The organism is Kutzneria sp. CA-103260 (genome assembly GCF_018263855.1).
In the GTDB taxonomy this organism is placed as follows: domain Bacteria; phylum Actinomycetota; class Actinomycetes; order Mycobacteriales; family Pseudonocardiaceae; genus Kutzneria.
The window spans coordinates 684,867-709,345 of sequence record NZ_CP073318.1 but is presented as its reverse complement, the minus strand read 5'-3'; the positions used below and the strand labels follow the sequence as shown (position 1 = coordinate 709,345).

Sequence of the window (24,479 nt, the reverse complement as noted above, 5' to 3'; positions counted from 1 at the left end):
TTCGACTGACGCCGCAGCCTACGGTACGGTCAGCCCTCCCCCGGCCCCAAGACCCGGTGCATGGTGTCGAGCAGCTCGTCGGCGTCCACCGGCTTGGTCACGTAGGCGTTGGCCCCGGAGGCCAGGCTCTTCTCCCGGTCGCCCTGCATGGCCTTGGCGGTCACGGCGATGATCGGCAGCTGGGCGAACTGGGGCATCGCCCGCACCGCGGCGGTGGTGGCGTAACCGTCCATCTCCGGCATCATCACGTCCATCAGGATCAGGTCGACGCCCTCGTTGGCCAGCAGCACCTCGATCCCCTTGCGGCCGTTGGGGGCGTGCAGCACGGTCATGCCGTAGGTCTCCAGCATGCCGACGATGGCGAACACGTTGCGCACGTCGTCGTCGATCACCAGCACCTGGCGGCCGTGCATGCCCTCGTGCCCGTGTTCCTCGGAGGACAGCTCCTGCACCAGCCGTTCCCGCAGCTCTTCGACCCTGTCCACGATCTGCACGGGCCGGTTGCGCACGTGCGACTGGAGCAGCCGGTCCTGGGCCGGTGTGAGCGGCCGGGCCAGGTGCGCGAACACCGGCAGGGCCACCAGGTCGGGGTGGTTGGCCAGTCGCTTGAGGAACGTCAGCGACATCGCCTCAGGCAGGTTGAGGTCCAGGACCACGGCCTGGTGCGGGGCGGCCAGCAGCGCGGCGGCGGCCTCGTCGGGCGTGGCGGCCACGGTGACGTGCGGGTCGCCGAGGGTCACCGCGACCTGTCGGGCCAGCGTGGACAGCTCGTCGCCGCCGGACTCCAGCACCAGCACCCGTCGCCGGGTGTCCGGCACGGCCGGCTCCGGCACGGGCGCCGGCTCGGCGACCTCGGGCTCGACCGGCAGGTGCAGCGTGAACGTGCTGCCGACGCCGAGCTCGCTGTCGGCCTTGATCTCGCCGCCCAGCAGGTAGGCCACCTCGCGGCTGATGGACAGGCCCAGGCCGGTGCCGCCGTACCGCCGGCTGGTGGTGCCGTCGGCCTGCTGGAACGCGCCGAAGATGGTCTCCAGATTGTCCGGCGCGATGCCGATGCCGGTGTCCGACACGGCGAACTCCACGGTGTCCCCGGCCAGCCGCACGGCAAGGTTGACCCGGCCGGTCTCGGTGAACTTGACCGCGTTGGACAGCAGGTTGCGCAGCACCTGCCGCAGCCGCGGCTCGTCGGTGTACAGGCTGTCGGGCACGTCCGGCGCGACCTGCACGCCGAAGCCGAGGCCCTTCTCCACGGTCAGCGGCTGGAAGGTGGCCCGCACGTACTCCAGCAGTTGGGGCAGCGGGAACCGCTCCGGGTGGATGTCCATCTTGCCCGCCTCGACCTTGGACAGGTCCAGGATGTCGTCGATCAGCTGGAGCAGGTCGGTGCCGGCGGAGTGGATCACGTTGGCGAACTCGACCTGCTTGGGCGTGAGGTTGCGGGTCGGGTTCTGGGCCAGCAGCCGGGCCAGGATGAGCAGGCTGTTGAGCGGCGTGCGCAGCTCGTGGGACATGTTGGCCAGGAACTCGGACTTGTACTTGGAGGTCAGGGCCAGCTGCTGGGCCCGCTCCTCCAGCTCCTGGCGGGCCTGCTCGATCTCGAAGTTCTTGACCTCGATGTCGCGGTTCTGCCGGGCCAGCTCGGCGTTGGAGCGGCGCAGCTCGCCCTGCTGCTCCTGCAGCTGCTCGGAGCGCGCCCGCAGCTCCTGGGTGAGCCGCTGGGACTCGGCCAGCAGCGAGTCGGTGCGGGCGTTGGCGATGATCGTGTTCACGTTGACGCCGATGGTCTCCATCAGCTGCTCCAGGAAGTCCCGCTGGACCGGGGTGAACCGGCCGAACGAGGCCAGCTCGATCACGCCGAGGGCCTGGTCCTCGAACACGATCGGCAGCACGATCAGGTTGGCCGGGCCGGCCGAGCCGAGGCTGGAGGCGATGCGCACGTAGTCGGCCGGCGTCCGGTCGACCAGGATCACCTTCTTGGTGCTGGCCACCTGCCCGACCAGCGACTGGCCGAGGCGGAACTCCGTGGGCACCGAGTCGGTCCCGGACGAGTCGATGCTGTGGCCGTAGCCGGCGACCAGCCGCAGCGTGACGCCGTCCTCCCCCAGCTCGGCCAGGAAGAACGTGCCGAGCTGGGCGTCGACCAGCGGGGTCAGCTCGTTCATGATCAGCTCGGCCACGATGCGCAGCTCGCGGTGGCCCTGCATGAGGCCGGAGAAGCGGGCCAGGTTGGTGTTGGTCCAGTCCTGGTCCTCGTTGGCCCGGGTGGTCTCGCGCAGCGACCGGACCATCGAGTTGATGTTGTCCTTGAGCTCGGCGACCTCGCCCTGCGCCTCCACCGTGATGGACCGGGTCAGGTCTCCGGTGGCCACCGCGCTGGTCACCTCGGCGATGGCCCGGACCTGCCGGGTCAGGTTGAGGGCCAGCTCGTTGACGTTCTCGGTGAGCCGCTTCCAGGTGCCGGACACGCCCTCGACCTCGGCCTGCACGCCCAGCCGGCCCTCCCGGCCGACCTCGCGGGCCACTCTGGTCGACTCGGCGGCGAACGAGGACAGCGTGTCGACCATCGTGTTGATGGTCGTCTTCAGCTCCAGGATCTCGCCGCGCGCGTCGACGTCGATCTTCTTGGACATGTCGCCGCGGGCCACCGAAGTGGTCACCTGGGCGATCGACCGCACCTGGGAGGTCAGGTTGTCGGCCATCACGTTCACCGAGTCGGTGAGGTCCTTCCACGTGCCGGACACGCCGGCCACCCGGGCCTGACCGCCCAGCTGGCCCTCGGTGCCGACCTCGCGGGCCACGCGCGTGACCTCGTCGGCGAAGGCGGACAACGTGTCGACCATGGTGTTGATGGTGTCGGCCAGGCCGGCGACCTCGCCCCGGGCCTCGACCCGGATCCGCTTGGACAGGTCGCCCTCGGCGACCGCGGTCGCCACCTGGGCGATGGACCGCACCTGCCCGGTCAGGTTGGACGCCATCACGTTGACGTTGTCGGTCAGGTCCTTCCAGGTGCCCGACACGCCCCGCACGATGGCCTGGCCGCCCAGGTCGCCCTGGGTGCCGACGTCGCGGGCCACCCGGGTGACCTCGTCGGCAAAGGCCGAGAGCTGGTCGACCATGGTGTTGATGGTGTCCTTGAGCTCCAGGATCTCGCCGCGCGCGTCGACCCGGATCTTCTGCGACAGGTCGCCGCGGGCCACCGCCGTGGTCACCTGGGCGATGGACCGCACCTGGTCGGTGAGGTTGTCGGCCATCACGTTCACCGAGTCGGTGAGGTCCTTCCAGGTGCCCGACACGCCCTTGACGTCGGCCTGGCCGCCCAGCTTGCCGTCGGTGCCGACCTCGCGGGCCACCCGGGTCACCTCGTCGGCGAACGACGAGAGCTGGTCCACCATCGTGTTGATGGTGTTCTTCAACTCCAGGATCTCGCCCCGCGCGTCCACGGTGATCTTCTGCGTCAGATCGCCCTTGGCCACGGCCGTCGCGACCTGGGCGATCGAGCGCACCTGACCGGTCAGGTTGCCGGCCATGAAGTTCACCGAGGTGGTCAGCTGCCGCCACGTGCCGCCGACGCCGGGCACCTGGGCCTGGCCGCCGAGGATGCCGTCGGTGCCGACCTCCTGGGCCACCCGGGTGACCTCGTCGGCGAACGAGGACAGCTGGTCCACCATCGTGTTGATGGTGTTCTTCAACTCCAGGATCTCGCCCCGCGCGTCCACGGTGATCTTCTGCGTCAGATCGCCCTTGGCCACCGCGGTCGTCACCTGGGCGATGTTGCGGACCTGGTCGGTCAGGTTGCCGGCCATGAAGTTCACCGAGGTGGTGAGGTCACGCCACGTGCCGCCGACGCCGGGCACCTGGGCCTGGCCGCCGAGACGGCCCTCGCTGCCGACCTCGCGGGCCACCCGGGTCACCTCGTCGGCGAACGACGACAGCTGGTCCACCATCGTGTTGATGGTGTTCTTCAGCTCCAGCATCTCGCCCTTGACGTCGACCGTGATCTTCTGCGTCAGGTCGCCCCGGGCCACCGCGGTCGCCACCTCGGCGATGTCGCGGACCTGGCCGGTCAGGTTGCCGGCCATCGCGTTCACCGAGTCGGTCAGGTCCTTCCAGGTGCCCGACACGCCCGGCACCGTGGCCTGACCGCCCAGTTTGCCCTCGGTGCCGACCTCGCGGGCCACCCGCGTCACCTCGGAGGTGAACAGGGCCAGCTGGTCGACCATGCCGTTGAACACGTCGGACATCTCGTCCATCAGCACGTCGCCGACCCGGGGCAGCCGCGTGCCGAAATCGCCGTCACGCACCGCCTTGAGACCGTGGAGCAGCTGTTGGAGCCGCTCGTCCTGCACGGCCTTGCCCTCCACCACCATCAGCCGCTCCCGTAGCGCTCGTGCCCCCGGAGATCCATCCTGGCATGCGGGCATAACGGCCCGGCGACTTCTAGACTCGCCGGGTGTCGGACCTCGAACGGCTGGCCCGGCTGGTCGCCCACCAACGCGACCAGCTGGCGCAGCTACGGGCGCGAGCAGCCGCGGACGCCGTCCTGGAGCAGGCCAAAGGGCGGCTGGTGGAGCGCATCGGCGGCACCGTCGCGCACGCCACCCAGCATCTGCACACGCTGGCCGACAGCGTCGGCATCACACCGCTGGAGATGGCCGCCGAGCTGATGGAGACCGCCCCGCCGCCTTCTCCCGGCGACATCCCGGTGCTGGGCCGGCGGCTGGCCGAGACCCGGGCTTCGAGCGCCCGGGACGGGGACGCGCTGGCCGAGGCGGTGTTCACCGAGGCCCTGCTGCCGACCGGCGCCGTGGCGCTGGCCATCTGGCGGGTGGAGCCGGACGGCACGCTCCAGCTGGTCGGCTCGCGCGGCCTGGGGCCGGCCGAGGCGGCCCGGTGGCGGCAGCTGCCGCCGCAGCTGGCCTGCCACGCCCGGACCGCCGTCGGGGAGCAGCGGCAGTTGTGGCTCCATTCGGGCGACACGGCGCTGGGGCCGGGGCGGTGGACGGGCGGGGCCCGGGCCGTGCTGCCGATCCGCAACAGCCGGGCGGTGCTGGGGGCGATGGAGATCTGCTGGCCGATCCCGCGCCGTGACTTCAGCCCGGGGCAGCGGACCGAGCTGGCGGCGCTGGCCGATCTGTGCGCGAGCACCCTCACCGATCTGGACGGCGAGCAGTCCTGGCTGCTCGGTCTGCTGGACAGCCTGGTCGACGCGGTGCTGACGGCCCGGGCCGAGCTGGTCGGCGGTGAGGTGGTCGACTTCGTGGTGGACCACGTCGGCGAGGGCTGGCCGCTGCCGCCCGCGGACATGATCGGCGAGCGGCTGCTGGCCCTGTTCCCGTTCGCCGCCAAGGCCGACGGGCTGTTCGACCGGGCCGTGCGCGTGCTGGAGACCGGCGTCGGCGAGGAGTTCCTGGACGAGGAGCGGCGGATCCGGGTCGCCCGCCTGTACGACGGCGTGGCCATCAGCTGGCGGCGGGTGCCCGATTCCGAGCTGGCCGACAACGCGCTGCGGGCCGGCGGGCTCGGCGGCTGGGAGGAAAGCCTGGTCACCGGTCGGGTCTCGTGGACCCCGCAGCTGTACGAGGTCATCGGCACCCGGCAGGTGCTGCCGCTGCGGGAGCTGGCCGCCGGGCTCGGCCCGGACGGCGAGTCGACCATGGACCGGCTGCTGCACACCGTGATCAAAAGCCGGCGGCCGGCCACCGCCGTGTTCAAGATGCCCGACCGTCAGCTGCGGCTGTTCGCGGAACCGGTGCCGGACGCCGCCGGCGAAGTCGTGGCGCTGCGCGGGGCCTGGCAGGACGTGACCTCGGAGTACCACACGGAGTTCGCCCTGGAGGTAACCGCCGAGCACGCCGACAAGCAGCAGCAGCTGGCCATCCAGTTGCAGCACGCCATCATTCCGCCGACCGCCGAACTGCCCCGGCCCACCGGTCTGGACATCGCCGTCCGCTACCAGCCGGCGGCCACCCAGCACCTGGTCGGCGGCGACTGGTACGACGCCGTCACGCTGCCGTCCGGGCGGTTGCTGCTGGTGATCGGGGACATCGCCGGGCACGGGATTCCCGTGGTCACCGGCATGATCTCGATGCGGAACGCGCTGCGCGGGCTGGCCATGACCGGGGCTCCGCCGGCGCAGCTGCTGGCCTGGCTGAACACCGCCGCCGCCGGCCTGCCGGAACGGATCAGCGGGACCGTGCTGTGCGGGGTTTTCGACCCCGCGACCTCGGTGTTGGTGTGGGCGCGGGCCGGGCACCTGCCGCCGCTGCTCGTCCGGGACGGTTCGGCGTCCCTGCTGCCGCTGCCGGCCGGTCCGCTGCTCGGGGCCTTCAGCTCGCCTGTGTACGAGGAACAGGTGCTGCAACTGGCCCCCGGGGACCGGCTGGTGCTGTTCACCGACGGACTGGTCGAGCGGGCCGGGTTGGACATCGACGAATGCCTCGACGACCTCGTCGTGACCGCCGCTCGCACCGTCACCAACATCGAGCGCTACGCCGACCTGCTACTGGCGCACGTCGGTGCCAACGCGCGGGACGACACGTGCCTGCTCGCGCTGCACGTGCGCTGACCGCTTGGCCTCTTCCGGCGTCTTGAACATCGGGAACATCGTCGTCAGGCCGGTCAGCTCCAGCGGCAGCAACGTCGCCCTGCGGTTGGTCACCAGGCAGATCAGCGTGTTGCGGGCCTCCGCCGTCCGCTGCGCCTCGATCAGCACCGACAGTCCCGTCGAGCCGAGGAAGTCGACCTCCCTCAGATCCAGCACCAGCACCCGCGGCGCGGCGTTCAACGCCTTCTCGATCAGCGCCGACGTCGTCGCCTGCGTGCCGACATCGAGCTCACCGGCCAGGGCGAGCGTCAGCGTCGCCGCCTGAGTTCCTGCTTCGGTCACTGCGGCCGTCCTCCGTCGTGAGCAGCGGTCACTGCGGTGTACCCGCCGCCCGCGCCGAACAAACCGACGCGGGCGGCGGGTGGGGCTGGCCCCTTCGCCCTCTCGGGCGTGTGCTGGGCACTGCTCGCCCGTGCCCCCTGCCGACACGGGCTCTCGCCCGGCATCGCCAACCCCGGTCCCCTGCCGACGGCAGGCTGACACTGCCCGGCTCTCGCTACTTGCCCGTGACGGCGTCCTTCACCTTCTGGGCCGCGTCCTTGACCTTCTCGCCGGCCTGCTTGAGGCCACCCTTGATCTGGTCACCGCGCCCCTCAGCCTGCATCTGCTCGTCGCCGGTGGCACGGCCAACGCCCTCCTTGGCCTTGCCGATCAGCTCGTCGGCCTTACCCTCGAACTTGCGATCATTGCTCATCTGTAGTCCCTCCTGTTCGCCGGTTCCGTTGACAGGGGGATACCCGCGGTCCACCCACTCAAACCTTTCGCTTGCGCGGCAAGGACTCCTCGACCAGCTCGGCGCGACGAAGCTCACACCCGTACAGCAGCCCGTAGGTGAACGCGCTGTCACCGTCCAGATGGGACTGGATCCCCATCGCCCGCAGCTCCTGGCGTGCCACCACGGAATCCTGGTGCACACCGAGCTGCTTCTGCAGTTTCTTCAAGCGCCGGGCCAACTTCGGCTTGCGCGACGCCTCCGCCGCGTAGCGGGCGCGCTTCGCCGCCTTGCGGACGTCATGCAGCGTCCCGTTGTTCCAGACCCTGCTCTTCGTCTTGCGGAGCCGCTTCTTCTTGTTCACCGGCTTGATTCGCACCGCGTCCAGTCGGTTCAACAACGCGAAGTACCGATCGCTCTTGAGGGTTCGCAGCACCTCGTCACGGGCCTGCTGTTCCCTCGGCGCGAACGTCTCGGTGAGCCGCTGCCTCACGTTGCCCAGCGCCAGTTCACTCGGCAGCGCGGCCACTTCCGCTTGCAGGTGCTCGCGGAGCACCTCAAGGTCACGGGCCGGCGCGAGAACGCCTCCCAGCCAACGCAGTTCCTTGATCAGCCAGCGACTTCCCCGGTACGCCTGGAGAACGCTGCGAATCCGGCGACTGGCGACGCGCAGCTGGTGCACCGAGTCTTCGCCACCCTGCCGGATCCTGATGTCCTGCCGGCCCATCTCCTCGACCTGCCGCTGGACGTATGCGGCGATCGCGTTCGGCGGCTGCCCTCGCTTCAGCAGCCGATCCCCCAGCAACCGCACCAGTTTCGGCGGCGCGTCCGACGGTCGCCCCAGCCGGCGCTCCACCGCGTCGAAGACCTCTTCGTCCGCTCCGCCCGTTCTACGCCTCAGCGTCACTCCCCTGCGAGCCAGCCTCAGGTTCGCCGTGTCGTGATAGACCGCGTCCAGCAGGATCTCCTCGCCGCCGTCCAGGCCCGGCACCCCCGCCAGCCGCCCCGCGTCCACCGGCTAGTACTTACGCTCCGTCTCCTTCGCTCGCGTCGTCATACCCTCCCGGCTACCACAACGGCCCTGTCTCTATGCATCCAGCACCTCACCGCCCCCTGAGCAGCCCTCCAGCACCCGCCCCCCAAGTCGTTAAGACTTTGATCATCCGATCCCGTCCCAAGGCGCTTCTTGTTGTCCCACAAGGACTTTCCCACCCGTTCGAGTGACGAGTTCGATCTTTGGAGGCGGTAGAATCGCTGGTATGCAAGAGAAAATCGCTCGCTTGATCGAATGCGAGGGAATGATCCGTCGCTGTCAGGCCGAGCTGATCCGGCTGATCGCCGACCTCAACATCGACAAGCACGCCCCCGTCGACATCGCCCTGGCGTTGCAGCTGTCCCCTACCAACGCGGCCTACCTCGCCGAGTGGGCCAGCCATGTGGTCAAGGTCTTTCCGAATGTGGTGGAGGCGATGGAGGCCGGGGTGATCAGCGAGTGGTCCGCTCACGGGTTGGTCGACCCCACCGACGGCTACAGTGAGGAGTTGGCTCAGAAGGTCGTCGCCAAGACGTTGGAGTCGGCTGAAGGTCGCTGCTGCCAACAGATCCGACGCTCCGTGCAGGGTCGGTTGCAGCGGGCGGACCCAGCCGAGCATGCCCGACGTCGGGAGAAACGTCGTCGTGATCGTACTGTTGTCCTGTACGACCTGGAGGACGGCATGGCCGCCCTCAAGTGCGAGCAGCCGGTGGAGATCGCCAAGATGATGTACGCCAAGATCGATCGGTTGGCGCGCAAGGAAGCCAAGAACGGCCGGTCGATGGACGCGGTGCGGGCGGATGTGTTGGCGTCGTTGGTGTTGGAGGAACCGCGGAGTGCTGGTTCCAAGGCGTTGATTCAGGTCACGGTGCCGATCACCGCGTTGCTGGGGGTGGATGAGCGGCCTGGGCAGCTCGATACCGGCCAGTTGCTCCCGGCGCATGTGGTGCGGGATCTCATGTCCCACCCGGGCACGGTGTTCCACCGCCTGCTCACCGATCCGGCCGGGCAGTTGTTGGAGTACAACCCGGGGATCTACCGTCCGAAGGCGGAGGTGGACCGGTTCATCCGCACCCGGCATCGCACATGCGTCATGCCGTGTTGCTCCCACCCGTCGCGGTCCTGCGACGTCGACCATGCGGTGGCGTGGCCCGAAGGCAAGACCACCGGGACCAACCTCGGGCCGTTGGATCGCAGGCACCATCGGTACAAGCACGCCACCAACGCGAAGGTCACCATCACCGACGACGGGACTACGACGATCGAGACTCGGTGGGGTCAGACGTACACCACCAAGCCAGATCCGGTGGACGAACCACCGTTCTGAACCCAGCCCGCGCTGTCACCAGGATCGACTGGGCGAATCGGCGTTCTGGCCCACAGCCGCTCTCATCGGCACGGATCGTGGGACGAGACACCGCACCAGCCGGTCAGATCAGGTGGAAAGCCCGTTCGGGGGTTGTATGGGCATTCTCTCGCCCGACGGCCCGTATTCTCACAGACTCTTGGGCTGGTGATCCGCTGCCGCGGCCACGACGGCCGACTCCTTCGTTGACGGTTGCGGTGTGCCGTCGCGGCCTTGCCACCCGACACCGTGGTTGGGGTCCGTAGGTGCGTGCGTCAGGTGGGGGCGTTGGGTGGTCTGCCGGCGGGTGCGTCGTGGGGCGCGTTGGTGGGCGCGTTAGTCCATTTCCTGCCCCCTCCCTCACCCGTCCGTACTAGGCGGAGAGCCCACTGTGATCCAGAATGGTGGGATGGTCACGCTGGAGACTTCTCGGTTGATCCTGCGTCGCTGGCGCGAGGAAGACGTTGCGCCCATGGCTGCCGTCAACGCCGACCCGGAGGTCATGCGGTGGATCCGTGACGGCAGCGTCCGTGACGAACCGCAGACTCGCGGCGGGATCCAGGCATGGGAGAGCGAGTGGGAGTCGCAGGGCTTCGGCCTGTTCGCCGTGGAGATCCGGTCCACTGGCGAGCTGGCCGGGTTCACCGGCCTATCGGTGCCCGACTACTTTCCGGAGGTACTGCCAGCGGTTGAGATCGGCTGGCGGCTGGGACGTTCCCACTGGGGGCAGGGCTTGGCCACCGAGGCGGCTAAGGCCGCTGTACGGTTCGGGTTCGAAGAACGAGGGCTGGAACGGATCGTCAGCATCACTCAAGTGGGCAACGACGCCTCCGAACGGATCATAACCAAACTGGGGATGCGTCCGGCCCGTGAGACCGTGAATCCCACCTACGGTCGGCGGGTACGGGTGTACGAGTTGTCGTCGGACCAGTACGTCGACATACGCCCCTAGGCCAACACTTTCCGGGCCACCGATCCGACCGCCGCACGCAGCGCCGCAAGGTCGTGATCGACCATGACGCCATCACGTTTGACGACACGGCCGTCGACCAGCACGGTCCGCACGTCGGAGACGCCGGCGGTGGCGACAATGCCACCGGCCACCAGGTCAGAAGGCAGGTGACCGAACCCGTCCAGCAGCACGATATCCGCCCGCTTGCCGACAGACAGGGAACCGATCGAGCCATCGAGGCCGATGGCGCGGGCACCGTCCAGGCTGGCCGACACGAGCAGCGATGCGGCGGCCAGATCGTTGCCGCCCAACCGTTCCAGCCACAGCGCGGCGCGCATCTGCTCGAACATGTCGGCGGAGGAGTTGATCACGACGTCGACACCGAGGGCGGGCGCGCCGCCGGCGGCGGAGAAGCGGCCGTAGGCGGGAACGCCGTGGCCCATCACGGATTCGACGACCGGCGTGACGGTGAGGCCGGAGCCGGCGGCGGCGAGCAGCCGCAACTCCTCATCAGTCAACTTGTTGCCGTGCACGAAATGCAGGTCGGGGCCGAGCAGATCGGCCATCCGGGCCACGACGCCGGTGCCGTTGACGTGCATGGTGGTCAGCAAGCCGAGCGAACGGGCCAAGGCGATGTGCCGAGCACTGTCCTCAAAGGACATGCTGGGCCCGAGAGAAGAGACGGCGGCGGTGACCAGCCCAGCAGACGACGCGAAGCGGTGCACCTCGTCGGGGTAGACGCCGAAGAGGGCCCGAATGCCTGAGGCGGTCAAGGCCTCAAAGGCGACGGCCGGATCGCCCACATGCCCCCAGTCCAGCACGGTGGTCACACCGGCGTTCAAGGCCTCAACGGCCCCGAGCAGCACCGAGGCGTGCACCTCCGAACGCGACATGGACTGGTTGCGGGGCAACACATCGGACAGATAGACGTCGATGGGCAGATCGGCCCCACTCCCCCGCAGGGCGGCCTGCACCAGATGCCGATGGGTGTCCACAAAACCGGGCAGCACCACCAGACCGGACGCGTCGATCACCTCCGGCGCGGCCAACCCGACCCCGATCCGCACGATCACGCCGCCGTCGACCACCACATCGGCGATCCCCACGCCGAGCACGTGCCCACCCTTGATCACCAGCACGACAAACCTCCCGAGAAAGCTTTTCTAAAAGCTATACTGAAAGCTTTCGCCACGCAAGCTACCCTGAGTGACATGCGGGACGTGGTCGACGGCATTCTCGACGCCTGGCGCGGCCAGCTGCCCGAGGTCGCCGGCATCGAGCTGGAGCTGTCCAAGCGCACCGGCCGCCTCTACACGCTGCTGGCCGAGGCGACCAACACCCAGCTGACCCGGTTCGGCCTGACCAAGGCGGACTACGACGTGCTGGCGGTGCTGCGGTCCACCGGCGAGCCCTACCGGCTGCGCCCGACCGACCTGGCGGCCCGGCTGCTGCTGTCCTCCGGCGGCACCAGCAACGTGCTGCGGCGGCTGACCGCCGAAGGCCTGATCGCCCGCGAGGCCGACCCGGACGACGCCCGCTCCAGCTGGGTCCAGCTGACCCCGGAGGGCGTCGACACGGCCGAGGCCGCCGTCCGGGCCAGCACCGAAGCGCAGCGCAAGCTGCTCAAGAGCGTGCCGCCGGAGACCGCGCGAGCGGCCGCCGACGCGCTGCGCGAGGTGCTGCTGGCCCTCGGCGACCACCGTTGATTCGCATCCGACCCCGACGACAGGGCACGATCAAGCCATCATGACGCTCACCGACCAGCTGCCCGGCGACAACGACCCGGACGCCCTCTACGAAGCCTTCTCCGCCTGGGCGGACGGGCAGGGCCTGTCGCTCTACCCGCACCAGCAGGAGGCGCTGATCGAGGTCGTCTCCGGCTCGAACGTCATCCTCAGCACGCCGACCGGCTCCGGCAAGAGCCTCGTCGCCGCCGGCGCGCACTTCGCCGCGCTGGCCAACGGCGTGCGGACGTTCTACACCGCGCCGATCAAGGCCCTGGTGTCGGAGAAGTTCTTCGCGCTGTGCGAAACCTTCGGCGCGGACAAGGTCGGCATGCTCACCGGCGACGCCAGCGTCAACGAGACCGCGCCGATCATCTGCTGCACCGCGGAGATCCTGGCCAACATCGCGCTGCGCGACGGCGCCGAGGCCGACGTCGGCCAGGTCGTGATGGACGAGTTCCACTTCTACTCCGAGCCGGACCGCGGCTGGGCCTGGCAGGTGCCGCTGCTGGAGCTGCCCAAGGCCCAGTTCGTGCTGATGTCGGCCACCCTCGGCGACGTCACCCGGTTCGAGAAGGACCTGACCCGCCGCACCGGCCGGGCCACCGCCGTGGTCAAGAACGCCGAACGGCCGGTGCCGCTGCACTTCAGCTACGTGCTGACGCCGCTGCAGGAGACTCTGGAGGAATTGCTCCAGACCAAGCAGGCCCCGGTCTACGTCGTGCACTTCACCCAGGCCGCGGCCATCGAGCGGGCGCAGGCGCTGATGAGCATCAACGTCTCCACCCGGGCCGAGAAGGACGCGATCGCCGAGCTGATCGGCCGGTTCCGGTTCAGCTCGGGCTTCGGCAAGACGCTGTCCCGCCTGGTCCGGCACGGCATCGGCGTGCACCACGCCGGCATGCTGCCCAAGTACCGGCGGCTGGTCGAGCGGCTGGCCCAGGCCGGCCTGCTGAAGATCATCTGCGGCACGGACACCCTCGGCGTCGGCATCAACGTGCCCATCCGCACCGTGCTGTTCACGGCCCTGTCCAAGTACGACGGGGTGCGCACCCGCCACCTCAAGGCCCGCGAGTTCCACCAGATCGCCGGCCGCGCCGGCCGGGCCGGCTACGACACCGTCGGCATGGTGGTGGTGCAGGCCCCCGAGCACGTGGTGGAGAACGAGAAGGCCCTGGCCAAGGCCGGCGACGACCCGAAGAAGCGGCGCAAGGTGGTGCGCAAGAAGCCGCCGGAGGGCTTCGTGTCCTGGGGCGAGGCCACCTTCACCCGGCTGGTCGAGGCCGAGCCGGAGCCGCTGACCTCCAGCTTCCAGGTCAGCCACTCCATGCTGCTGAACGTGATCGGCCGGCCCGGCGACGCCTTCCAGGCCATGCGGCACCTGCTGGAGGACAACCACGAGGACCGCAAGTCGCAGATCCGGCTGATCCGGCGGGCCATCGCCATGTACAAGGCGCTACTGGCCGCCGGCGTGGTGGAGAAGCTGGACGAGCCCGACGAGCAGGGCCGCACCATCCGCGTCACCGTCGACCTCCAGCTGGACTTCGCGCTCAACCAGCCGCTGTCGCCGCTGGCGCTGGCCTCGGTCGACCTGCTGGACCGGGACTCGCCCACGTACGCGCTGGACGTGGTGTCGATCATCGAGGCGACCCTGGACGATCCGCGCCAGGTGTTGTCGGCACAACAGTTCAAGGCCCGTGGCGACGCCGTCAACAAGATGAAGGCCGACGGCATCGAGTACGACGAGCGGATGGCGCTGCTCGAGGACGTCACGTACCCGAAGCCGCTGGAGGAACTGCTCAACGCCGCCTACGACGCCTACCGGCGCGGGCATCCGTGGGTGCTCGACCACCACCTGTCGCCCAAGGCCGTGGTCCGCGACATGTTCGAGCGGGCCATGACCTTCACCGAGTACATCGGCTTCTACCAGCTGGCCCGGTCCGAGGGCCTGGTGCTGCGCTACCTGGCCGACGCGTTCAAGGCGCTGCGCCAGACCGTGCCGGACGAGGCCAAGACCGAGGAGCTCACCGACCTGGTGGAGTGGCTGGGCGAGCTGGTCCGGCAGGTCGACTCCAGCCTCATCGACGAGTGGGAGAAGCTGGCCAACCCCGAGGAGCAGCTCGAGAAGCCGATCGACGAGCGGCCGCCGGCGGTCACCACCAACGAGCGGGCCTTCCGGGTGCTGGTGCGCAACGCCCTGTTCCGCCGGGTCGAGCTGGCCGCGCTGCGCCGCTACTACGACCTGGGCGAGCTGGACGCCGAGTACGGCTGGGACGCGCAGGCCTGGCAGGAGGCGCTGGAGCCGTACTTCGAGGAGTACGACCGGATCGGCACCGGGCCCAACTCGCGTGGGCCGCAGCTGCTGCAGATCGAGATCGAGCCGGAGCGCTGGCTGGTCCGGCAGGTGTTCGACGACCCCGACGGCGACCACGACTGGGGCATCAGCGCCGAGGTGGACCTGCTCGGGTCCGACGAATCCGGGACGGCGGCGATCACCGTCACGGACGTCGGACCTCTCACGACCGCCTGACGCGGCCGTTCACCCCTCAAGTCCGAGTTGCTCGGACTTCCTGACGACCGCCGCGAGCTCGGCCGTCCACCTGAAGGGGACTCCGGCCCCCACCCGACGGGTCGGAATCCCCTTCAGGGCGCTCCTGACCGGCCCTCCCCGGCCAATCAGGAGATCGCGGCGTCGACCCGGCGCTCGATGAGTTCGAGCACCTGCTGCGGGTCGAGCCCCGGTTGGACGGCGGCCAATGCCTTGACCGCCTCCAGGGCGGCGGTGGCCATCGCCTCGGCCCGGCCGGCCCGCACGCTCGACCGCACCAGCCACTCCGGGAAGGAGTAGGTCTCCTGGCTGGTCGGGTCGCACGGGTCGTGCTCCGGGTTGACCAGGCGCCAGCCGTTCAGCGCGCTGATCATCGTGGCCGGCAGCGCCTGGAGCGACTCGTCGAGTCCCGCCACGGCCGTGGCCACGTCCTGCGATGCCATCCCCGTCCTCTTTCCCCTCACCCTGTGTTGCGTGCCCAGTCCCCCCGGGCACGGCAATGGTGCTGCCTGACGCGTGGTCAAGACATCCGGGAAACCCCGTACATCCACAACTACGGATACAGACTCAGTATTTGATACCCTGAATATGTGACACCCGAAACAGTCGAACCGGGCATGGTGCTGGCCCGGCTGGCCCGAGTCGCCGAGCGCGCCCTGCTCCGCGTCGAGCTGACGCTGCCCCAGTACCGGATGCTGTCGGTGCTGACGGCGGGAAATCCGTCGACGGCGTCGCGGGTGGCGTGGATGCTGTCGGTCAAGCCGGCCACCGTCACCGCGGTGATGGACGGCCTGGTCGCGGGCGGGTACGTGCGACGCGAGCCGGACCCGACCGACCGGCGCAAGGTCACGCACGAGGTCACCGACGCGGGCCGGCACCTGCTGGCCACCGCGAACGACGCGATCCGCGGGCAGCTCGCCGGGCTGGCCTCGTTCCTCGACGAGGAGCAGGCCGAGCTCGCGATGGCCGCGCTGACGCTGTGGCACCAGGCGCTGGTGAGCGCGAGACAAGCCGAATGGGCCGCCCGCGAGGGCGCGCAGAGGGGGGAATGCCGGTGAGCAAGACGTATCCGCCGCCGACCGCCGTGATCGATCCCGATCCGAGCCGGTCCTGGCTGCGGCGGGCGCTGCCGCTGCTCAAGGCGCACAAGTGGATGTTCGGCACCGCGCTGGCCTCGTCGGCGCTGAGCCTGTTGGTGTCGGTGCAGGTGCCGACCCTGATCCAGGACGCGCTGGACAACTCGATCATCACTCACAAGGTGCCGCTGGCCGACTACCTGTGGTGGCTGATCGGGCTGACCGCGGTGATGCTGATCGCCGGGTTCTTGGCCCGGCAACTGCTGTTCCGCACCGCGTACAAGATCGAGTACGACATGCGGAACCTGATGTACGAGCACCTGACCGGGCTGTCGTTCCCGTTCTACGACCGGTCCCAGACCGGGCAGCTGATCTCCCGGGCCAACTCCGACATCCGCTCGGTGCAAATGTACCTGGCCTTCGCGCCGTTCATGCTGGTGCAGTGCGGCATCGCGGTGGTCGCCTTCGGCTACATGCTGGCGATCAGCGTGCCGCTGGCCATCCTGGCCATGCTGCCGATGCCGCTGGTGTTCGTGACCAGCCGGCAGATGCAGCGCTCGATGTTCCCGGTGTCGTGGCTGATCCAGGCCCGGCTGGCCGACGTGGCGACCGTGGTCGACGAGAACGTCAACGGCGTGCGCGTGGTCAAGTCGTTCGCGGCCGAACGGCGGCAGCTGTCGCTGCTGCAACGGGCCGCCATCAAGGTGCGCTGGGCCTACGTCAAGGACGCCGACCTGCGGGCCCGGTGGACGCCGGCCGCGCAGAACCTGCCCCGCGTGGGCATGGCGATCGTGCTGCTGTACGGCGGATTCCTGGCCATCCAGGGCAGTCTGGGCGTCGGCGCCATCCTGGCCTTCAACTCCTACCTGATGATGCTGCAGATCCCGTTCACCATGCTCGGCATGCTCATCATGATGGGTCAGCGGGCCGCGGCCTCGGCCAAGCGCCTGTACGAGGTGCTGGACGAGAAGCCGGAGATCGTGGACGCCCCGGCCGCCGTCGCGCTGACCGACGCCCGAGGCGACGTGGAGTTCCACGACGTCCGGTTCGGCTACGGCGACGGACCCGATGTGCTGGACGGGTTCTCGCTGCGGATGGACAGCGGCGAGACCGTGGCGCTGGTCGGCCGGACCGGCAGCGGAAAGTCCACTGTGGCCCGACTGCTGCCGCGGTTCTACGACGTGCGCGAGGGGTCGGTCACCGTCGACGGGCACGACGTGCGGAACCTGGCCCTGCACAGCCTGCGCGACAGCGTCGGCGTCGTGCTGGACGAGCCGTTCCTGTTCTCCGCGTCGGTGCGGGACAACATCGCCTACGGGCGGCCGGACGCGGAGATCGCGGAGATCGAACTGGTGGCCCGGCTGGCCGGCGCGCACGAGTTCATCAGCGAGCTGTCCGAGGGCTACGACACCGTGGTCGGCGAGCGCGGCTACACGTTGTCCGGCGGGCAGCGCCAGCGCATCGCGATCGCCCGGACGCTGCTGGTCAACCCGCCGGTGCTGATCCTCGACGACGCCACCAGCGCCATCGACGTCCAGGTGGAGCAGGAGATCCACGCCGGGCTGCGGACCCTGTTCGCCGGCCGGACCACGTTGATCATCGCGCACCGGCTGTCCACGATCAGCCTGGCCGACCGGGTGGTGCTGATGGACGGCGGCCGGATCGTGGCCGACGGCACGCACACGGAACTGTTGGAGAGCACGCCCTTGTACGCCGAAGTGCTGGCGCAGGCGAATGTTGATGCCCTTGGCGTGGAGGAACTGGGGGGTGTGGCGCGATGACGTTTCCCGGAGGTGGCGGTCCGATGTTCGGCGGCCGGGGCGGGGCGGGCGGGCTGCCGTTCGCCGGCGTGCCGTCGGAGATGCAGGCCGGCGTGGACAAGCTGCTCAAGACCGAGCCGGAGCACCCGGAGCCGGAGGTCGTCTTCGAGCACGGCCGGCCCGATCCCGACGGCGCCAAGCTGAGCCTGCGGCGGCTGGTCCGGCCGTACTGGGCGATGGCGCTGCTGGCCGGCGTGCTGGTGGTCCTGGAGGCCTTGTCCTTGCAGGCCGCGCCGAAGCTGACCCAGATCGGCATCGACGACGGCATCATCGCCAAGGACTACACGGTGCTGTTCGTGGTCGCCGGCGTGTACCTGGCCAGCCTGCTGGTCACCGGCATCGCCCAGGCGGCGCGGGTCAAGGTCACCGGGCGGATCGCCGCGTGGGTGATGAACGACCTGCGGGTGCGGGTGTTCACCCAGTTGCAGCGGCTGTCGCTGGACTTCTACACCGGCGAGAAGGCCGGCGTGATCATGACCCGGATGACCAGCGACATCGAGAACCTGCAACAGCTTCTGCAGGACGGCCTGGTGCAGTTCGCCATCCAGGGCCTGACCATGGTCGTGGTGACCGTGGTGCTGTTCACCTACGACGTGCGGCTGGCGCTGATCACCGTCGTGCTGGTGGTGCCGATCCTGACCGTGATGTCGCTGTGGTTCCACCGCGCGTCCAGCAAGGGCTACGTGCGGGTGCGGGACAACATCGCCAACGTGCTCGCCGACCTCTCCGAGAGCCTGCAGGGTGTTCGCATCGTCACCGCGCACAACCGCCAGCGGCACAACACCGCGCACCACCGACAGGTGACCGGCAAGTACTACGACACCAACGTCCAGACCGGACGGATCAACTCGATCTACGGCCCCGGCACCCAGGTCGTCGGCGTGGCCGGTCAGCTGGCCCTGCTGGCCATCGGCGCCGGCATGGTGTCGGCCGGCCAGCTGACCATCGGCGAGCTGGTGGCGTTCCTGCTGTACATGGGCGCGTTCTTCCAGCCCATCCAGCAGCTGGTGCAGCTGTACAACATGTACCAGCAGGGGCAGTCGTCCATCACCAAGCTGAAGTCGCTGCTGGGCACCAAGCCGGACGTGCTGGAGTCGGACGAGGCCGTCGACCTGCCGCCGATCCAGGGTGAGATCACCTTCGACGACGTCACCTTCGGCTACCTCGCCGATCGTCCGGTGATCTCCGATGTCTCCCTGGACATCCGGGCCGGCGAGACCGTGGCCTTCGTCGGGCCCACCGGCGCCGGCAAGTCCACCCTGGCCAAGCTGGTGACCCGGTTCTACGACCCCACCGCCGGCCGGGTGCTCATCGACGGCCACGACCTCCGGTCCGTGCGCATCGAGTCGCTGCGCCATCAGCTCGGCGTCGTGCCGCAGGAGCCCTTCCTGTTCGCCGGGCCGCTGCGCGACAACATCCGCTTCGCCAGCCCCGACGCCTCCGACGAGCAGGTCTGGGACGCGCTGCGGGCCGTCGGCCTGGTCGAGGTGGTCGAGCGCATGCCCGAGGGGCTGGACACCATCGTCCAGGAACGCGGGCAGTCCCTGTCGTCCGGCGAACGCCAACTGGTCGCCCTGGCCCGGGCTTTCCTGGCCCAGCCCCGGGTTCTGGTGCTGGACGAGGCGACGTCCAATTTGGACCTCCAGTCCGAGACCAAGATCGAGGACGCGCTGGACGTCCTGCTGGAGCGGCGCACCGCCATCCTCATCGCGCACCGCCTGTCCACCGCGATGAAGGCCGACCGCATCGTCGTCGTCGACGAGGGCCGCATCGTCGAAGTCGGCTCCCACGACGAACTCGTGGCCGCCGGCGGCAAGTACACCCAGATGTACGCCACCTGGACCAGCCAAACCCTCGAAGTGCACTGAGAACCCCCGCGAGTCCCGCGCTCAGGCAACCATGTGTCGAGTTCCGGAACTCGACATTCAGTTGCCCGAGAGCGGGACTCGCGGGGCTAAGGCCGGCGGTAGATGGTGATGGAGTGGCCCACGTCGTCGATGGGCGTGCTGTTGGCGATCAGCGCCGTCAGCCGGGCGTCGGCCTTGGCGATGGCGGAATCCGACACGACGAGCAGCCCGTGCACCTGTTGCTGGGGAACGGCAAGCGGGTCGGCGGCGTGGATGCCGTAGTAGGACGGCAGGCCGCTACCCTTGTAGACGAGCCAGACCGGCTGGCCCGCGTAGTCCTGCTGGAGGCGGTCCGCCAGCCGGCCCAGGTCCTGGCCCCAGTCGACGTTCGAGTCGTGCAGGCGCAGATGGGTGTGCGCCGGTCCACCGAACGCCTCGTTGGAGTACGGCAGGTAGTACGGGAACGTCAGCAGTGAGCTGACCGCCGTGAAGACGACCAGGACCGCCGCCACGATGTGCGCCCACCGCCGGCGGACGACGACCACGCAGGCCGCCGCGACTGCGAGGAACATCGGCGCGAACACGACGTACCGGACGCCGAGGTCGCGGCTGCCGGTCATGGCCGAAGCCAGCAGCACGGCCGTGGGCACGAGCACGTAGAGCCCGGCCGGGCGGAGTCGGGGAACCGACAGCAGCACGCCAGCGCCGGCCAGCCAGAGCGCCAGCATGCCCAGCGGCGTCTTCACCAGCATCGCGGCCGGCAGGTAGTACCACAGCGGGCCCTGGTGGTAGTGCCCGAACAGGAAGGTGCCCCACACCTGGTCCTCGAGGCCGAACTGGAACCGCATCCCGTACCGGTAGGGCTCGGGCAGCGGCAGCCAGTAGACGATCGCGCGCAGGCCGTGCACGACCGGCGCGTCCGAAGGTGTCTGCCAGCGCAGCTGTGGATCCACCGCGAGGTAGCAGGCCCACACCACCGCGACCGCGATCACCGCCACCGCGGCCGCCGCGACCACGCCTCGTCTCAGCCGGTGCGTGGGGTTGGCGTGCCGAAAGGACAGCACGACCAGGAGCAACAGCACCGGAACCGCGGCCAGAGCGCTCATCTTCGTGGCCACGGCCGCGCCCAGGGCCAGTCCCGACAGCGGCAGGTAGAGGCCGGGGCGGCGGCGGGCCCGCCACAGCAGCCAGACCGACGTCAGCAGGAATCCGGCCACCGGCACGTCGAGCGTGGCCAGCGAGCCGTTGGCGATGACGTCGGGCGAGAACGCGTACAGGGCCAGCGCCACCAGCCCGCCGACCGGGCCGGCCAGATCCCGGGCGAACGCCAGGACGACCAACCCGAACAGCAGCGTCAGCACGATCACCGGCAGCCTGGCCAGCAGCATCAGCCGTCCCGGGTCGTTGCCCGACTCGTACAGCACCTGCCGGCCCAGCTGCGTCTCGTCGCCGGCGAACGCCCGGTCGAGGTGCGCGTCGGCGAAGGCCACCCCGGCCGCGATGATCAGCTTGCCCAGCGGGGGATGCTCCGGGTTGTAGCGCAGGCTGTGCTGGTCCAGGTACACCACGGCCGTGCCCACGTAGACCGGCTCGTCGATGGTCGGGGTCTGCCGCACCGCCGTCGTGATCATGGCGACCGCCATCTGGGCCAGCAACACGGCCACGATCAACACGAACGCCCACCGCCGGCGCAGCTCCGGGGTCGCCTCGTCCGCGCTCGGCAGCTGGCGGGTGGACGGCGACACCACGGACATCCTTCTTTCTGACGGCATGACGAAGTCGGTGACCGTCACACGGCTTGCCGGGCGGTGCGGTTCAGTGGTCGACTGCGGGCATGCCGGGTCCTAGACGACGGTCGGTGCTGATCGCGAGGTTAGCCGGGGAGCATCCGGACAGCTCGCAGGCGGCGATCCTGACCGAGCTGCGGCGGTGCCTGCTGGACGGCGGGGTGCCGCCGGGCTCGGCGATACCGCTGGAGGAGGTGGCGGCGGTGTTCGGGGTGAGCGTGATTCCGGTGCGCGAGTCGCTGAAGACGCTGATCGGCGAGGGGTTGGTGGAGCACCGGCCGAACCTGGGCTACACGGTGGCCAAGCTGACGGCGGCCGAGCTCAGGGAGATGTACCTCGTCCGGGAGGTGCTGGAGACGGCGGCGCTGACGGCGTCGGTGGCGGCCGCGGGAAAGGCCGACGACGAGGCGGTGGAGCGGGCGCATCGGGCGATGGCGCAAGCGGTTCGGGACGGCGACGCGGCGGCCTACCACCGGGAGAGCCGCCGGTTCCACCTGGCGCTGGTGACGCCGTGCGGGATGCGCAGGCTGCTGGGCATGTTCGAGTCGGCCTGGAACATCACCGAGCCGTTGCAGTCCATGACCCATCTGACCGCGGCCGAACGCGGGACGCTGCAACAGGATCACGACGAGATCCTGGCGGCGTTCCTGGCCCGGGACACGGAGGAACTGCTCAGGGCGGCTCGGGCGCACCACGGTGGGCTGCGCAAGGCGCTGGACTCGCTGCCCAGCGACACGGGTCTGTTCGCGTGACAAGCCGAAACATATATTCTCCGCCGACCCACATATATGGTTCCCGTCACAGGGCCGTAACACGGCGCTCCTAGCGTTTCGCAGCAACCGATCGCTCAGGAGCGCCCATGACCGAGATCCTGGCCCGCACCGAGGAAACCGCCACCGCGACCGAGCTCGATCCCCGACTGGCCAACGACGATCTGCGGCCGCTGGCCGAGCAGCGTTGGGGCGCCTACAACATCTTCGCCTTCTGGATGTCGGACGTGCACAGCGTCGGCGGCTACGTGACCGCCGGCAGCCTGTTCCTGCTGGGTCTGAGCAGCTGGCAGGTGCTGGTGGCGCTGCTCATCGGCATCGGCATCGTGCAGGTGTTCTGCAACCTGGTGGCCAAGCCGAGCCAGGCGGCGGCGGTGCCGTACCCGGTGATCTGCCGCAGCGCGTTCGGCGTGCTGGGCGCGAACATCCCGGCGGTGATCCGCGGCCTGATCGCGGTGGCCTGGTACGGCATCCAGACCTATCTCGCCTCGGCGGCGCTGGATGTGTTGCTGCTCAAGCTGTTCCCCGCCCTCACGCGGTACGCCGACGTGCAGCAGCACGGTTTCCTCGGGCTGTCGGCGCTGGGCTGGGGCTCGTTCATGCTGCTGTGGGTGTTGCAGGCGGCAGTGTTCTGGACGGGTATGAACACCATCCGCCGGTTCATCGACTTCTGCGGCCCGGCGGTGTACGTGGTGATGATCCTGCTCGCCGGCTACCTGGTCTTCCGGGCCGGCTGGGGTGCGATCGACCTGAACCTCGGGGCCGTGAAATACGAGGGCCTGGACGTGATTCCGGTGATGCTGGGGGCGATCGCCCTTGTGGTGTCGTACTTCTCCGGCCCGATGCTCAACTTCGGCGACTTCTCCCGCTACGGCCGGTCGTTCGCGGCGGTCCGGCGCGGCAACCTGCTCGGCCTGCCGGTGAACTTCCTGGCGTTCTCGGTGCTGGTCGTGGTGACGGCCTCGCTGACCGTGCCGGCGTTCGGGCAGCTGATCACCGATCCGGTGCAGACGGTGGCCCGCATCGACAGCACGACGGCGATCGTGTTGGGGGCCTTGACTTTCACCACGGCCACCATCGGCATCAACATCGTCGCCAACTTCATCTCGCCGGCCTTCGACTTCTCCAACCTGAGCCCGCAGCGGATCAGCTGGCGCACCGGCGGCATGATCGCCGCGGTCGGCTCGGTGCTGATCACGCCGTGGAACCTGTACGACAACCCGGAGGTCATCCACTACACCCTGGAGACGCTGGGCGCGTTCATCGGCCCGCTGTTCGGGGTGCTGATCGCCGACTACTACCTGGTCCGCCGCCAGGTGATCAACGTGGGCGACCTGTTCAGCATGTCCCCGACCGGAACCTATTGGTACCGCAAGGGTTTCAACCCGCGGGCGATCATCGCCACGGTGATCGGCGCCGCCGTGGCCGTGACGCCCGTGCTGTGGAGCACCGGCCCCGGCATGGCCACCGCCGCCCAGTACAGCTGGTTCATCGGCATGGGACTGAGCCTGGTCGTCTACCGGGCGGTGTCGCCCAAGTGCTGATCAAGGTCGTCAACCCCAACACCAGCCCGGACATGACGGCGGTGATCGAGCAGGCGGCGCTCGACGTCGCCGCCCCCGGCACCACGGTCAAGGCCGTGACCTCGCGGATGGGGCCGGCGTCCATCGAGAGCCACTACGACGAGGCGCTGAGCGTCCCCGGCGTGCTGGCCGAGATCACCGGCGCCGACGGCTACGTCATCGCCTGCTTCGGCGACCCCGGCCTGGACGCCGCCCGCGAGCTCGCCGACGGCCCGGTCGTCGGCATCGCCGAGGCCGCCATGCACGCCGCGTCCTTCCTGGGCCGGGGCTTCACCGTCGTCACCACCCTGGCCCGGACCGCCGGCCGCGCCTGGGATCTCGCCGACCGCTACGGCCTGGCCCGCCAGTGCCGCCGGGTCCGGGCCTGCGAGGTCCCGGTGCTGGAGGTCGCCCTCGCCGAGAAGGCCGTCACCGAGGAGTGCCGCACCGCCGCCGCCCAGGACGGCTGCGACGCCATCGTGCTGGGCTGCGCCGGCATGGCCGACCTGGCCGCCCGCCTCACCGTCGAGATCGGACTGCCGGTCATCGACGGCGTCGCCGCCGCCACCCTCCAGGTGCAGTCCCTGGTCACCATGGGCCTGCGCACCGGCTCCCGCCACGAGTACGCCCCTCCCCCGCCCAAGCCCTACACCGGTCGGCTGGCGGACTTCGCCGTGCAACCCTGACCCTGCGCGTTCG

Annotated in this window: 18 protein-coding genes; 11 read left to right on the top strand and 7 right to left on the bottom strand. The window is 69.4% G+C overall.

Annotated elements, in window-relative coordinates:
- Positions 1–29 precede the first annotated feature (29 nt).
- Positions 30–4,367 (bottom strand): HAMP domain-containing protein, encoded by a 4,338-nt coding sequence (locus JJ691_RS03015; protein WP_211767269.1) that lies wholly within the window; start codon positions 4,365–4,367, stop codon positions 30–32.
- 83 nt (positions 4,368–4,450) lie between these two features.
- Here JJ691_RS03015 and JJ691_RS03010 point away from each other — a divergent pair, with 83 nt between their 5' ends.
- Positions 4,451–6,565 carry a PP2C family protein-serine/threonine phosphatase gene (locus JJ691_RS03010; RefSeq protein WP_211767268.1) on the top strand — a complete coding sequence of 705 codons (2,115 nt, stop codon included), beginning with the start codon at positions 4,451–4,453 and terminating at the stop codon, positions 6,563–6,565.
- On the opposite strand, the gene JJ691_RS03005 is transcribed toward JJ691_RS03010, so the two are convergent.
- The 3 genes from JJ691_RS03005 to JJ691_RS02995 all read right to left on the bottom strand — a co-directional run bounded on the left by JJ691_RS03005 (position 6,500) and on the right by JJ691_RS02995 (position 8,331).
- Positions 6,500–6,886 carry an STAS domain-containing protein gene (locus JJ691_RS03005; RefSeq protein WP_211767267.1) on the bottom strand — a complete coding sequence of 129 codons (387 nt, stop codon included), beginning with the start codon at positions 6,884–6,886 and terminating at the stop codon, positions 6,500–6,502. The two genes, JJ691_RS03010 and JJ691_RS03005, sit on opposite strands and share 66 nt — an antisense overlap.
- Before the next feature lie 214 nt (positions 6,887–7,100).
- Positions 7,101–7,298 carry a CsbD family protein gene (locus JJ691_RS03000; protein ID WP_211767266.1) on the bottom strand — a complete coding sequence of 66 codons (198 nt, stop codon included), beginning with the start codon at positions 7,296–7,298 and terminating at the stop codon, positions 7,101–7,103.
- Between the two features lie 58 nt (positions 7,299–7,356).
- Complete coding sequence (locus JJ691_RS02995; protein WP_211767265.1) at positions 7,357–8,331, bottom strand: CYTH and CHAD domain-containing protein; 975 nt, start codon at positions 8,329–8,331, stop codon at positions 7,357–7,359.
- A gap of 244 nt (positions 8,332–8,575) precedes the next feature.
- Between JJ691_RS02995 and JJ691_RS02990 the strand changes: the two genes are divergently transcribed.
- Both JJ691_RS02990 and JJ691_RS02985 read left to right on the top strand, forming a co-directional pair.
- Entirely contained in the window at positions 8,576–9,676 is a 1,101-nt protein-coding gene (locus tag JJ691_RS02990; RefSeq protein WP_211767264.1) for an HNH endonuclease signature motif containing protein, read from the top strand.
- 427 nt (positions 9,677–10,103) lie between these two features.
- Positions 10,104–10,646: a GNAT family N-acetyltransferase gene (locus tag JJ691_RS02985; protein WP_211767263.1), complete on the top strand. Its 543-nt coding sequence runs from the start codon at positions 10,104–10,106 to the stop codon at positions 10,644–10,646.
- Here JJ691_RS02985 and JJ691_RS02980 read toward each other — a convergent pair.
- Complete coding sequence (locus JJ691_RS02980) at positions 10,643–11,785, bottom strand: amidohydrolase family protein (protein ID WP_211767262.1); 1,143 nt, start codon at positions 11,783–11,785, stop codon at positions 10,643–10,645. The two genes, JJ691_RS02985 and JJ691_RS02980, sit on opposite strands and share 4 nt — an antisense overlap.
- Before the next feature lie 72 nt (positions 11,786–11,857).
- Between JJ691_RS02980 and JJ691_RS02975 the strand changes: the two genes are divergently transcribed.
- Positions 11,858–12,352, top strand: coding sequence for a MarR family winged helix-turn-helix transcriptional regulator (locus tag JJ691_RS02975; RefSeq protein ID WP_211767261.1), 495 nt, complete (start codon positions 11,858–11,860; stop codon positions 12,350–12,352).
- A 40-nt stretch (positions 12,353–12,392) separates the two neighbouring features.
- The gene (locus tag JJ691_RS02970) at positions 12,393–14,900 is read left to right on the top strand and encodes a DEAD/DEAH box helicase (protein ID WP_211767260.1); all 2,508 of its coding nucleotides are present in this window, start codon (positions 12,393–12,395) and stop codon (positions 14,898–14,900) included.
- A 146-nt stretch (positions 14,901–15,046) separates the two neighbouring features.
- On the opposite strand, the gene JJ691_RS02965 is transcribed toward JJ691_RS02970, so the two are convergent.
- Positions 15,047–15,361: a hypothetical protein gene (locus JJ691_RS02965; protein WP_211767259.1), complete on the bottom strand. Its 315-nt coding sequence runs from the start codon at positions 15,359–15,361 to the stop codon at positions 15,047–15,049.
- 147 nt (positions 15,362–15,508) lie between these two features.
- Here JJ691_RS02965 and JJ691_RS02960 point away from each other — a divergent pair, with 147 nt between their 5' ends.
- From JJ691_RS02960 to JJ691_RS02950, 3 genes are read left to right on the top strand one after another with little or no spacing between them, the layout of a single operon-like run.
- Complete coding sequence (locus tag JJ691_RS02960) at positions 15,509–15,976, top strand: MarR family winged helix-turn-helix transcriptional regulator (RefSeq protein WP_211767258.1); 468 nt, start codon at positions 15,509–15,511, stop codon at positions 15,974–15,976.
- Positions 15,973–17,775 (top strand): ABC transporter ATP-binding protein, encoded by a 1,803-nt coding sequence (locus tag JJ691_RS02955; protein ID WP_211767257.1) that lies wholly within the window; start codon positions 15,973–15,975, stop codon positions 17,773–17,775. Before JJ691_RS02960 ends, JJ691_RS02955 begins: the two co-directional genes overlap by 4 nt.
- Positions 17,772–19,682, top strand: coding sequence for an ABC transporter ATP-binding protein (locus tag JJ691_RS02950; RefSeq protein ID WP_211767256.1), 1,911 nt, complete (start codon positions 17,772–17,774; stop codon positions 19,680–19,682). Before JJ691_RS02955 ends, JJ691_RS02950 begins: the two co-directional genes overlap by 4 nt.
- An 86-nt stretch (positions 19,683–19,768) precedes the next feature.
- On the opposite strand, the gene JJ691_RS02945 is transcribed toward JJ691_RS02950, so the two are convergent.
- A complete protein-coding gene (locus JJ691_RS02945) occupies positions 19,769–21,409 on the bottom strand; it encodes a phospholipid carrier-dependent glycosyltransferase (RefSeq protein ID WP_442912617.1) in 1,641 nt (546 codons plus the stop codon).
- 110 nt (positions 21,410–21,519) lie between these two features.
- Here JJ691_RS02945 and JJ691_RS02940 point away from each other — a divergent pair, with 110 nt between their 5' ends.
- From JJ691_RS02940 to JJ691_RS02930, 3 genes are all read left to right on the top strand, one after another.
- Complete coding sequence (locus JJ691_RS02940) at positions 21,520–22,200, top strand: GntR family transcriptional regulator (RefSeq protein WP_211767254.1); 681 nt, start codon at positions 21,520–21,522, stop codon at positions 22,198–22,200.
- 107 nt (positions 22,201–22,307) lie between these two features.
- Positions 22,308–23,762 carry an NCS1 family nucleobase:cation symporter-1 gene (locus JJ691_RS02935; protein ID WP_211767253.1) on the top strand — a complete coding sequence of 485 codons (1,455 nt, stop codon included), beginning with the start codon at positions 22,308–22,310 and terminating at the stop codon, positions 23,760–23,762.
- The gene (locus JJ691_RS02930) at positions 23,756–24,466 is read left to right on the top strand and encodes an aspartate/glutamate racemase family protein (protein WP_211767252.1); all 711 of its coding nucleotides are present in this window, start codon (positions 23,756–23,758) and stop codon (positions 24,464–24,466) included. The genes JJ691_RS02935 and JJ691_RS02930 overlap by 7 nt, the downstream gene beginning before the upstream one ends.
- Positions 24,467–24,479: the final 13 nt, after the last annotated feature.